The following is an 11,711-nucleotide window of genomic DNA, read 5'->3' on the forward strand; positions in this document are numbered from 1 at the left end:
ATGCAGCGGGCATCATTTCATCACTTCATCGCATCCGCGATCGTCGCGGGCACATCCTTGTTCAGAGACTTCTTCCAGCCGTCGGCGACCGTCGCCTTGGTCACGGCAAGCGAGTCGACCACCAGGAAAGGCTCGGCCTTCTTGCCGACCAGCGACCCTGCCGCGGCGCGCGCTGCGGTGACACCGATATTGTAGGCTTCGTCGGCGACCAGAGCTGCGATGTTACCGCCCTTGACCATGTCGAGTGCTGCCGGTTCGTTGAGGTCGAGCGTCACGATCTTGGTGTGGCTGTTGCCGGCGCCGCGCAGCGTCGAAAGCACGCTCAGTGCCGGCTCCGCCCAGGTCACGTAGATCCCGTCGAGATCCGGGTTCTGGGTGATCATCCCTTGCGCGATTTCCTCGCTGCGGGCCGGATCGGCCATGCCGGCCTCGGCAACGATCTTCATGTCGGGATAGTCCTGCTCGATCGTCGACTTGAAGGCGCCATCGCGCTGGTTGGTCACGTAGAAGTCGGCGTCATGATAGATATAACCGAGCTTGCCCTTGCCGCCGAGCGCATCCGCCATGGCAACGGCCGCCTTGTTGCCCATCTGGAAAAGGTCGTCCGAGACGATCGTCACATAGTCCTTGCCGTGTTCGTAACCGGCCGGCGAATTGTCGACGAAGGCGAGCTTCACACCGGCGGTGCGTGCCGGATCGTAAACCACGGCGGCGCTTGCCGGGTCGACCGGCAGCGACAGGATGATCGAGGGCTTCTTGGCAAGCACCGTCTCGACATCCGCCTTCTGGCGGGCGGCATCAAAGCCGGCATCGGTCTGTGCGACCACCTCGACGCCAAGGCGCTTGAACTCGTCCTGGGCGCCGCTGTTGACCGCGTTGGTGTATTCGCTCATCTCGTGCCAGACGAGCGCTGCGGTAAACTTGCCGTCTTTGATCTGCTGTTCCTGCTCCGCCGTCAGCGTCAGGCTGCCCGCCGGCGTCGGCGTCTCGCCATGCGGACCCGTGGTCTTGCCGTCAGCGGCAAAGCCGGATGTCGCGGCAAAGACCGTTGCCAGCAACGCGAAGTGTTTCACTGCCCTGTGCATATCTGCCTCCCTTTTAGGAATGACGCCGCCGGAAGCGTCCTCTCTCCCGGCGGCCACCTGATTACTTGGCCGCGTCGAGCACCGACTGCGGCGCATCGCGGTTGAGCGACTGCTTCCAGCCGTCCGCGACGTTTTCCTTGGTGACGGTCAAAGCCGGGGCAACGACGAAGGCCGGCGTCTGCTGGCCGAGAAGCGACTTCAGGCCGGTCGCAGCCATGGCGCGTCCAAGCTCATAGGCCTTGTCGGCAACAAGCGCGGTGACGTTGCCGCCCTTGACCATGTCGAGCGCGACCGGTTCGGCAAGATCGAGCGTGACGATCTTGGTCTTCGTATTGCCGCTCGAGCGCAGGGCAGAGAGCACACCGTCGGCAGGCTCGGCCCAGGTCACGTAGATACCGTCGAGATCAGGGTTCTGCAGCAGCATGGCGCTTGCCAGCTCCTCGGCACGTGCCGGGTCTGAGATGCCCTGCTCGGCAACGATCTTGATATCCGGATAGTCCTTCTCGATCGTCGACTTGAAGGCCTGGTCGCGCTGGTTCGTCACATAGTAGCTGGCATCGTGGAAGATGTAGCCAACCTTGCCCTTGCCGCCGATCGCCTTGGCGAGCGCATCCGCCGCCTGCTTGCCCATCTGGAAGAGATCGTCGGTAACGATCGAGGCATAGTCCGTGCCCTGCTTATAGCCGCTCGGCAGGTTGGAGAGGAACACGAGCTTGCTGCCATCGGTCACTGCCTGGCGGAATGCTTCGGCCGAGGTCACCGGATCGAGCGGCAGCGCCAGGATGACGTTCGGCTTGGCGGCAAGCGCGGTTTCGATATCGCTGCGCTGGCGGGCAGCGTCGAAGCCGGCATCCGTCGTCACCGCGATCTCGACGCCGGCGCGGGCAAACTCATCCTTGGCACCGGCCGAAACGGCGTTGGTGAAGTCGGACGAGGTATGCCACAGCAGCGCCGCCTTGTAGCCCTTGCCCTTGAGCGCGCCGATATCGGCATCGGTCAGGGCGACATCGGCGCTCGGCGTCGCGCTCTCGCCGGACGGACCGACCGTCTGGGCAGAGGCGGCGTTTGCGGCAAGCACGAAACCGCTGACGAGTGCGGCAGCCATCAATTTCTTCAGAAGCATTGTCGTTCTCCCTCTTGTTTGGCAGTTCAGTCCATGACGCCGCAGTAGCGCGCCATGAAGGCGGCAAATCCGACGATCCCGGCGAGGTATTCCTCCACCTCGACCCGTTCCTCGTAGGTATGGCAATTGCGGATGTCGCCGGGCGCGCAATAGACGGCAGGCACACCCAAGCGGTTGACGAAGAATGGCGATTCCGACCAGAAGGGCGCGCCTTCGATGACGCCGCGCCCAGCCATGGCTTCGGCCATGGCGGCTGATAGCGCACCGACTTCGCCCGCCGTTTCGTCGATTTCAGCCGCCGTGCCGCCAAGCGCATGGTCGCGGCCGGCCGGATAGGAAAACTCGACCGTGATTTCCGGATCGGTGATCGCCGAGCGCACCGCAACCTCGATCTCGGCCGCCGCCGTGTCCAGCGATTCCCCTGGCAACAGTTTGCGGATCAGCGACAGTGTGCAACGCTCGGGCACGGCGATGTAGCCGCCGCCGGCAAGGCCGGTGATCAGCAGGAAACTGCGACCGATCAGCTTGTGCTCGGCCCGCGCGGCGATCTCGTCGGAGTGTTTCCAGAGAGCCGACATCGCCGCGTGGCTGGCGCGCAATGCATCCTTGCCGAGTTCGGGTACGCCGAAATAGGCGGACTTGCCTGTAATCGTGATGTCGGCGATGAAAAATCCGATCTGCGCCGGATAGACGGACAGCCGTGTCGGCTCGACATAGACGACGAAGTCCGGACGGACGATGTCACCGGTCTCGATGCGTTCGACCAGATCCTTGATACCGGCGGAGACACCGGTCCCCGGCTGACCGCTTTCCTCGTCGCCGACGAAGGCAAAGGCCACGTCCCCGGCCAACGCAACGCCGGACTTGTCGAGCAGCGACAGCGCCGCCAGCGACGCGCAGATGCCTGCCTTCAGATCGCCCGAGCCGCGCCCCCAGACCGCGCCGTCGATGATCGGTGCAGCGAAGGGATCCTCGCGCTCGGTACCGGCCCAATGCTCGCGCCAGCCGTCGACATGCACCGTATCCGTATGGCCAATGAACAGCAGGCGTGGCCCCTTGCCGCGACCCTTGCGCTCCGCCCAGACGTTCGGCCGACCCGGCAGGAACTCCGCCGTTTTCAAGCCTTCCAGGCCAAGGCGCTGCATCGTTTCGGCCAGAAAGGCGACGAAATTCGCCTCGTTGCCGGTAATGCTCTCACGCCCGATCGCGCCACGAAAAAGATCAATCGCCGTCTCGCAATCAAGCACCGCGCGCAAACGTTCGACCAAGCCGTCATTCATCGTCATCACATCGCCTCCCGAAGCGCGTTGACGTTTGCCCGCGGCAGCGAAATCCGGCCATCGGGCGCATCGACCCCGAACAGGGTGTTGTGCAGCTGACCGAGCCCGATCGCCGCCGCCCCGATGATCGCGGCGCGCGCGCCGAGTTCACCGGTCTCCACATTGACCGGATAGGGGAAGCACTGCGGCAGGAAGGCTTTTACCCGCTCAAGCATTTCCGGCCGAAGCCCGATGGATCCGCCCAGGATGACCTTCTGCGGGTTGGCGATCGCGGCAATCGCGGCAACGCCGGCTGCCAGATACCGCGCAGTGTCATCCAGCACCGTCAGCGCTGCCGCATCGCCCGCTTCTGCCTTGGCAAAGATGGTGGGCACGGCAACGGTCTTGCCCGAAAGCGCCGCGTAACGTTCCGCCATGCCATGCGAGGCAACCGCGCGCTCGAAGGCGCCGGTGCGCAGCGATTCCGCCTCGAACGGGTCGGCGCCGAGTGGCAGGAAACCCATTTCGCCGGCCGCATTGCTGACGCCGCGCACCAGATGGCCGCCGACCATCAGGCCGCTGCCGACGCCGGTGCCCAGTGCCACATAGGCGAGGTTGTCGATCCCCTGCCCCTGGCCCAGCCAGTTTTCGCCAAGGACGGCAAGATTGACGTCGTTTTCGAGCATGGCTCCGAACCCGAGCACCTCTTCGAAGGCGCCGACGACATCCATCGTGTCGAAACCGGCAATGTTCGGCGCAAGCAACACACGGCCGGTCTCGCTGCAGGGCGCGCCGGGAACGCCTACCACCGCAAGCCGGATCTTCTCGCGAGCGATCTTCTGTCGGTCTGCCGCATCAAAGGCCATGGCAGCGATCTGCTCTACGACGAAGCGGCCGCCCCGCGGATCGGTCGGCGCCGTGTCTTCGGCAAAGATCTGGCAGGCGAGATCGGTGATCGCCACGCGCACCTTCGTGCCACCGAGGTCGACGGCGATGATGAAGGCGGCATCGCACACCAGTTCGTAGGTGACGGCAGTGCGCCCGACATGGCCGCTGGTGCGCCCCGTCTCCTGCACCCAACCCTCTTCTTCGAGGCCGCGGACGATCTCCGAAATGGTCTGCTTGGAAAGGCCGGTCTGCTTCGAGATCGACGCACGCGAAATCGGACCGCCCTGGACGATCGCCTCCATGACGGAGCGCTGGGAGAACTTCCGGGAGATGCGCAAGCTGTCGTTCACGGGGACCTCTTTTAATTCGTTCTGTTACCGAACTTATTAATATCACGCATCGCTGTCAATCTTACCCGATGGGATTATCTTTCGTGGCCAACGCCGCGATCACTGGAACGCAGGTAGATCGCAATGACGCATTCGGATGCGTCGCCATTTGCGATATGCTAGATGAAATCAGATTGGCGCTGAGAGGCGCTTTTTCTCACGAAATCAGTGGCATGACCGTCTCTGCAGCTCTCGTTCCGCGAACCGCAAAATGCTCGGCTCTGGTCGTGCAGTTTGATGAGAATGTCGTAGACAGGCTCTGGTCGGGGCGGATCAGGCCCTAAAATCCGGCATCCAATCCAACTAGGGTCGCAATCAATGGCAGAGTTTCCGCAAAAGGCGAAAGTCGTAATCATCGGGCTGGGTGGCATCGTCGGTGCTTCGATCGCGCACCACCTGATCGAGCGCGGCTGGGACGATATCGTCGGCATCGACAAGTCGGGCATACCGACCGATATCGGCTCGACCGCACACGCCTCGGACTTCTGCTACACCACCAGCCACGACTATCTCTCGGTCTGGACGACGCAGTATTCGATCGATTTCTTCGAGAAAATGGGCCACTACGCCCGCATCGGCGGCCTGGAAGTGGCGCGCACCGGCGACGATGTCTGGATGGAAGAGATCAAGCGCAAGCTGTCCTCCGCCAAGGCCTTCGGCACCCGCGCCCACTATGTCTCGCCGGCTGAAATCAAGAAGATGTTCCCGCTGATCGAAGAAGATCAGGTCATGGGCGGCATGTTCGACCCGGATGCCGGCCTCGTCATCCCGCGCTCGCAAACGGTTGCCGGCAAGCTCGTCGACGCCGCGGAAAAATCCGGCAAGCTGCAGGTCTTCGGCAACACGCCGGCAAAGTCGCTGATCGTCGAAAACGGCCGCATCAAGGGCGTCGTCACCCATCGCGGCACGATCATGGCCGACCACGTCATCGTCTGCGCCGGCATCTGGGGTCGCCTGATCGCTGAAATGGTCGGCGAAGACCTGCCGGTCATGCCGGTCGACCATCCGCTCACCTTCTTCGGCCCGTACAACGAATTCGAAGGCACCGGCAAGGAGATCGGCTTCCCGCTTTTGCGTGACCAAGGCAACTCGGCCTACATGCGCGACACCGGCGACCCGAAGACCACCGAGGGCGGCCAGATCGAGTGGGGCTATTACGAGACCACCAATCCGCGCCTCTGCCATCCACGCAACATTCTTGAAAAGCACGAGGCGCGCCTGTCGCCTTCGCAGCGCGACCTGGAGATGGAACAGATCATCGAGCCGCTCGAGCGCGCCATGGAACTGACGCCGATCCTCGGCGAACTCGGCTACAACGAGAGCCATTCCTTCAACGGCCTGCTGCAGGTCTCGGCCGCCGGCGGCCCCTCCTGCGGCGAGAGCCAAAAGGTGCGCGGCCTCTGGTACTGCGTCGCCATCTGGGTGAAGGACGGCCCCGGTTATGGCAAGCTGATCGCCGACTGGATGACAGACGGCCGCACCGAGATCGACCATGCTTCGATCGACTATTCCCGCTTCTATCCGCACCAGCTGGAAGAAAAGTTCATCGAGGGCCGCTGCTTCGAGGCGGCGCAGAAGATCTATTACCCCGCCGTGCACACCCGCGAACCCTATGCCACCGGCCGCAACGTCAAGCGCTCGCCCTTCTACGAGCGCGAAAAGGAACTCGGCGGCTATTTCATGGAACTCGGCGGCTGGGAGCGCGCCCACGGCTACGCTGCCAACGAGCACCTTTTGGAGAAGTATGGCGACCGCGTGCCGGTACGTGAAAACGAGTGGGACAGCCGCCATTTCTGGCGCGTCTCCAACGCCGAGCATCTGGCGATGAGCGAGGACTGCGGCATCGTCAATCTCTCGCACTTCCATATGGTCGACATCGAAGGCCCTGATCATGTCGAGCTGCTCGAATGGCTGTGCGCCGCCAAGGTCGGTGGCGACGGCAATATCGGCAAGGGCATCTACACCCACTTCCTCGACGACGAGGGCATGGTACGGGCCGACTTCACCGTCTTCCGCATGGCCGACCGCTGCCGCCTGGTGAACGGCGCCGACGCCGGCCCGCGCGACTTCCAGTACATGCGCCGCGTCGCCGAAGATCGCGGCCTTGACGTCACCATCACCGACGTCTCGGAGAAGTTCATCACCATCGGCATCTGGGGTCCCAATGCCCGTGAGACGCTCAAGAAGGTGGTTGCCGATCCCTCGGGTCTCGACATCGAGAACTTCGCCTTCGCCGCGATCAAGCCGATCGAGATCGCCGGCAAAAAGGTCACCGCCTTCCGCATCTCCTATGTCGGCGAGCAGGGCTGGGAACTGCACATGAAGTACGAGGACGGTCTCGCCGTCTGGGACGCTCTGCGCTCGACCGGCGTCATGGCCTTAGGCGTCGAAACCTATGCGAACTCGCGCCGCATGGAAAAGAGCCTGCGCCTGCAGAACGCCGACCTGCTTACCCAGTACAACCTCATCGAAGCCGACCTTGCCCGCCCAAAGGTCAAGGACGTGGACTTCCGCGGCAAGGCCAAGCATCTCGAATACAAGGCGCGCGAACATCAGCCGGCCATGCTCTGCACGCTCGTCATGACGGAGAATACCGACAAGAACGGCGTGAAGCGCTATCCGGTCGGAACCCTGCCGGTGATGGATCCGGAAACCGGCAAGGTGCTGGTCGATGAACTGGGCCGCCGTTCCTACACCACCTCGATCGCCTTCGGCCCGACGATCGGCAAGAACATCGCGCTTGCCTATCTGCCCTGGTCCCATTGCCAGGTCGGCCGCAAACTCAACGTCGAATACTTCGCCGAGACCTATCCGGTCGAGGTTGTCGGCGTTGGCTACAAGCCGCTCTACGATCCGGAAAACCTGAAGCCGCGCAGCTAAGCCATCCGCATCAGCCCCCAAAACATAAAAGGCCCGCTCGGATCCGAGCGGGCCTTTTCAATGGTCTGCAGACCTAACGAGGTCACGGCAGCACGTGTCCTGCTGCCGTGAAGAGACGATACCAGTCCTCGCGCGACAGCGTGATGTCGGCGCCGGGCGCGATATCGGCCAAACGCTCGGGACTTGTCGTTCCAAGCACCACCTGAATGTTGGCCGGATGGCGGGCGATCCAGGCATAGGCGATCGCGGAAGCCGATACCCCGTACTTGCCCGCGAGTTCGTCCAGCAACCGGTTGAGTTCCGGAAAGTTCTTCTCGTCGCCGACGAAGACGCCGCCGAAGAAACCCTGCTGGAACGGTGACCAGGCCTGCAACGTCATGCGGTTGATGCGCGAATAGACGACCACTTCCCCGTCGCGATCGATCGATTGCTCGAGACCTGCCATATTGGCGGCGATTCCGAAGGCGACCGAAGGCGCATGCGCAATGCTGAGCTGGATCTGGTTGGCGACGAGCGGTTGGCGGACGGCGGTCTTCAGAAGATCGATCTGCCGCGGGGTGTGGTTCGAGACGCCGAAATGCCGGACCTTGCCAGCCGCCTGCAATTTGTCGAAGGCGTCCGCCACCTCCTCCGGTTCCACCAGCGCATCCGGGCGATGCAGCAAGAGAAGATCGAGATAGTCGGTCTTCAGCGCCGCAAGCGATCGATCGACCGACTGCAGAATATGATCTTTGGAGAAATCAAAGTAGCCGCGACGGATTCCGCACTTGCTCTGGATGACGATCTGTTCGCGCTCAGTCGGCTTTAACCGCAACGCATCGCCGAAACGGCGCTCGCAGGCATGCAGCTCGCCGCCATAGATATCGGCATGGTCGAAGACGTTGATGCCGACGTCCCGTGCCTTCCCATAGAGCCGGCTTATGGCGTCGTCGCTGAGATCGGCAATCCGCATCAGGCCGAGAACGGCAGAGGAAACGGAAAGGTCGGTTGGTCCCAGATTGAATCTTTTCATCGGCTCGCACCATCAACATCGTTTCGAGGGAGGATTTTCGCGCAGGGACGGAGTCATCGGCCTTGCGAGATCTTTGATCCTCAATTTCTAAGCAGCCTGAGGGCGCTTGGCAAACGCCTTTGGGGCAAACCGTGGAACGATGTGGCTTGCTGTGCCCAAGCGGAAAGGCCCGAGCATCGACCGTCTCAGCAGGTGCAGGCGTTCGGAGCGGACGCCAAACGCCCGCTCCGTGCGTGGACCGGTCAGGCAGCGGACCGATAGCGCTCGGCCGGCAACGACTGTGCAAAATTCGGCAGCATTGCCTGCCGTGCCGTATCGAGGGTGTTCCACTGGCCGGCATCCGGAAGCGGCGGGATGGTTACCAACTCGCGTCGATCGTAGCCGATCAGCGCCGCATCGACGAGATCGCCGACCTCCATCACACCGGGGAGCGTCTCGACATCGACGCCGGCATGATCCCAGATCTCGGTGCGCGTCGCTGCGGGCAGCACTGCCTGAACGTAGACGCCCTTGGTGGCGAGTTCGACATTCAAGCCTTGAGAAAGGAACAGCACGAAGGCCTTGGTCGCGCCGTAGACGGTTGCGCCCATCTCCGGTGCCAGCCCGACGACCGACGCGATGTTGATGATCGCCCCCTCGCCTCTCTCCGCAAACCCCGGAGCTGCCGCATGCGCGAGCCCGGTGACTGCCGTTACGTTGAGCGCGATCAGCTTCGAGATGTCCTCGCTCTGCTGCTGAAGAAAGCCTCGCGGGATAGACGTCCCGGCATTGTTGACCAGCACGCCGATGCTCCGGTCTTCGCGCAGCCGCTGCTCGACCTTGGCGAGGTCCTGCTCGTCGGTCAGGTCCGCCGGCACCACATCCACCGCCACGCCGGTTTCGTTCTTGAGGCGCTCAGCGAGCGCGTCGAGCCGCGCTGCATTGCGCGCGACCAGAACGAGATCATGACCGCGACGGGCAAATCGCTCCGCATAGACGGCACCAATGCCGGTCGAGGCACCGGTTACAAGGACTACTGGCTTCCTGCTCATCGATTGGGCTCCTTGAGTTTATTCATGATAGTCATCATGTATTTGGATATATGATGACTATCATGTATATTGTCAATCGAAATTTCAGGAGACGATGATGCGCGTGAGCCGGAAGCAGGTCGAAGAGAACAAGAAGACAATTCTGGAGGCGGCGGGACAGCTGTTCCGGGAGCGCGGCTTTGAATCCGTCACCGTTACCGATGTCATGAAGGCGGCGGGCCTCACGCATGGCGGTTTCTACGGCTATTTCAAGTCGAAGGAGGATCTGATCGCGCAGACCATCGCCGGCCTGCAGGGAGCAACAGAGCCCCTGTCCGTAGACCTGGCGTCCATAGCCGAGCGTTATCTTTCACCGGAGCATCGCGACAATTATGGCCACGGCTGCCCGCTTGCCGCCCTTGCGTCGGAAGTGAGCCGCCAACCGGGGGCTGCGCGGTCGGAGATGACAGAGGTCCTCAAGCGCCAGTTCACCCGGTTCGGCAAGATCGCGCCGGGCCCGAATGAGGATGAGAAGCGTCGCGCGGCAATCGGCAGTTCGGCGGCCATGATCGGCGCGCTAATCCTGGCGCGGATGACCGACGATCCCGACCTGTCGACGGAAATCCTCGATGAGACGCGGGTGTGGCTTTCCGACCGCGATCACGGAAAGCTGAGAAGCCAAGGTCCTTCCGACGGCAAGAGCGACGCCGGAAGCTGAACCATGTCGCGGAAAAATGCGCAGCGGTTTGCGATCACGGCGCACGGCAATTCAAGATATTGGAGCGCAAGCGGCAGAGCGGAACGGCGGCCACGTGCTTGGCATATCCTCTAATGCACCGTATTCGTTCGCAGATCACTGCGCCGGAACGATACCAAGGCGAGAAACAGGAATCGTTGATGCGGGGCGTGAAGCGCCCGAAGGCAAACCGTTAAAGCGCGTCTCGGGTCGAGCTCGGAGCAACCTGTCCAACGATCCGCCCATCGCGTCTTATCCCGTCACCGGGCCTCCGGCCAGCCGAATTTCTTCGTCCAATAGCCGTTCCAGTCACTCACCGACTGCTGCGTTCGCCGGTAAATCCGCTCGGCTTCCTCCTCCGCCTTCAGAGCCGCCGCGAGCGCCGCGTCGCCCTTCGCATTGGCGCGCGCCTTTTGTGCGATGTCGAGACCGATACGCGCTTCGTTCTGGGCATCCGCCAGGAACTGACCGGAGCTATGGCCCTCGGCATCGGCAACATAATGCAGCTGGTCGCCGGCGGTTTTCAGCTTGTAACCGAGCACGATCTCGGTTTCGGCAAAACGGCTGCGATTGCCGCGCACCGTCGCGGTCAGCGCATTGGCGATGGCCGCTTCGTGCCTGAGACCGGGATTGTTGAGCAGTTCAGCTTCGACCCGGCCGGCGAAAATCTCACCCTGCTCGTTGAGGATTTCCTTCAGCACCGCCTTCACATTGGGGTCGCTGGATTTGAAACGGTCGGAGTTCAGCAATTCCAGCGCCGTGCCGACAAAAGCGTCGGCCCTCGCCTTCAGCTCCAGTATGCTGTTGTTGACTGCGCCCTGCGCCTGCGTCGTTGCTCTGCCAGGCTCCGCTGAAACGCCGTTCGCGGCCTTGAGGATGTTGTTCGCGCTGTCGGCAGAACCGGCTTTCTCCTCGGCCTCGGCCGTTGTCCGCCTGAGGATTTCCAAGGCAACGTTGCTCGTCGGCGATATGGTGGTCACGCGTGGGTCTCCGCGGCAAAGGCGGCGCTCCTGCACCTGCCTGCCGAATGGGTGCGCACAGCCTCATGCCATCGCGAGAATCAAGAATGAAAGCAACTATCGATTGTATGTCTTAATAAACGGGTAACGCCGGTCATAGAAGCAGACGCCGCCGCCACCTCCCCCGTCCCTCTCCACCCGATGAGGGTCGCCCCTGTGTGCGCGCCGTTCAAACGTCAAAAGGCCCGCTGGATTTCTCCATGCGGGCTTTTTTTGATTTGGTTGCGGGGGCAGGATTTGAACCTGCGGCCTTCAGGTTATGAGCCTGACGAGCTACCGGGCTGCTCCACCCCGCGCCATCGCGGTAAAC

9 protein-coding genes and 1 tRNA gene are annotated in these 11,711 nt (G+C 62.5%); 2 read left to right on the forward strand and 8 right to left on the reverse strand.

From position 1 onward, the window contains the following. Positions 1-20: 20 nt before the first annotated feature. The 4 genes from IB279_RS22625 to IB279_RS22640 all read right to left on the reverse strand — a co-directional run bounded on the left by IB279_RS22625 (position 21) and on the right by IB279_RS22640 (position 4,705). Complete coding sequence (locus tag IB279_RS22625) at positions 21-1,085, reverse strand: substrate-binding domain-containing protein (RefSeq protein ID WP_060605266.1); 1,065 nt, start codon at positions 1,083-1,085, stop codon at positions 21-23. A gap of 61 nt (positions 1,086-1,146) precedes the next feature. Then, a complete protein-coding gene (locus IB279_RS22630) occupies positions 1,147-2,208 on the reverse strand; it encodes a substrate-binding domain-containing protein (RefSeq protein WP_034798936.1) in 1,062 nt (353 codons plus the stop codon). 26 nt (positions 2,209-2,234) lie between these two features. Then, positions 2,235-3,494, reverse strand: a complete 1,260-nt coding sequence (locus IB279_RS22635) for a M20 family metallopeptidase (protein WP_181529556.1) — start codon at positions 3,492-3,494, stop codon at positions 2,235-2,237. Further along, the gene (locus IB279_RS22640) at positions 3,494-4,705 is read right to left on the reverse strand and encodes an ROK family transcriptional regulator (RefSeq protein ID WP_034798940.1); all 1,212 of its coding nucleotides are present in this window, start codon (positions 4,703-4,705) and stop codon (positions 3,494-3,496) included. Before IB279_RS22640 ends, IB279_RS22635 begins: the two co-directional genes overlap by 1 nt. A 357-nt stretch (positions 4,706-5,062) precedes the next feature. Between IB279_RS22640 and IB279_RS22645 the strand changes: the two genes are divergently transcribed. Beyond that, positions 5,063-7,624: an FAD-dependent oxidoreductase gene (locus IB279_RS22645; protein WP_192339823.1), complete on the forward strand. Its 2,562-nt coding sequence runs from the start codon at positions 5,063-5,065 to the stop codon at positions 7,622-7,624. Positions 7,625-7,706: 82 nt separating this feature from the next. Here the strand turns inward: IB279_RS22645 and IB279_RS22650 are convergent, their stop codons facing one another. Both IB279_RS22650 and IB279_RS22655 read right to left on the reverse strand, forming a co-directional pair. Beyond that, entirely contained in the window at positions 7,707-8,636 is a 930-nt protein-coding gene (locus IB279_RS22650; RefSeq protein ID WP_112771933.1) for an aldo/keto reductase family oxidoreductase, read from the reverse strand. Positions 8,637-8,878: 242 nt separating this feature from the next. Further along, the gene (locus IB279_RS22655) at positions 8,879-9,667 is read right to left on the reverse strand and encodes an SDR family oxidoreductase (protein ID WP_192339825.1); all 789 of its coding nucleotides are present in this window, start codon (positions 9,665-9,667) and stop codon (positions 8,879-8,881) included. A 97-nt stretch (positions 9,668-9,764) separates the two neighbouring features. Between IB279_RS22655 and IB279_RS22660 the strand changes: the two genes are divergently transcribed. Further along, entirely contained in the window at positions 9,765-10,364 is a 600-nt protein-coding gene (locus IB279_RS22660; RefSeq protein ID WP_112771931.1) for a TetR/AcrR family transcriptional regulator, read from the forward strand. Between the two features lie 278 nt (positions 10,365-10,642). On the opposite strand, the gene IB279_RS22665 is transcribed toward IB279_RS22660, so the two are convergent. Both IB279_RS22665 and IB279_RS22670 read right to left on the reverse strand, forming a co-directional pair. Further along, positions 10,643-11,362 (reverse strand): hypothetical protein, encoded by a 720-nt coding sequence (locus IB279_RS22665; RefSeq protein ID WP_112771930.1) that lies wholly within the window; start codon positions 11,360-11,362, stop codon positions 10,643-10,645. A gap of 258 nt (positions 11,363-11,620) precedes the next feature. Further along, positions 11,621-11,697: transfer RNA gene (locus IB279_RS22670), tRNA-Met, on the reverse strand. Positions 11,698-11,711 lie beyond the last annotated feature (14 nt).

It is taken from the genome of Ensifer sp. ENS06, from assembly GCF_014852205.1.
GTDB lineage: Bacteria > Pseudomonadota > Alphaproteobacteria > Rhizobiales > Rhizobiaceae > Ensifer > Ensifer adhaerens.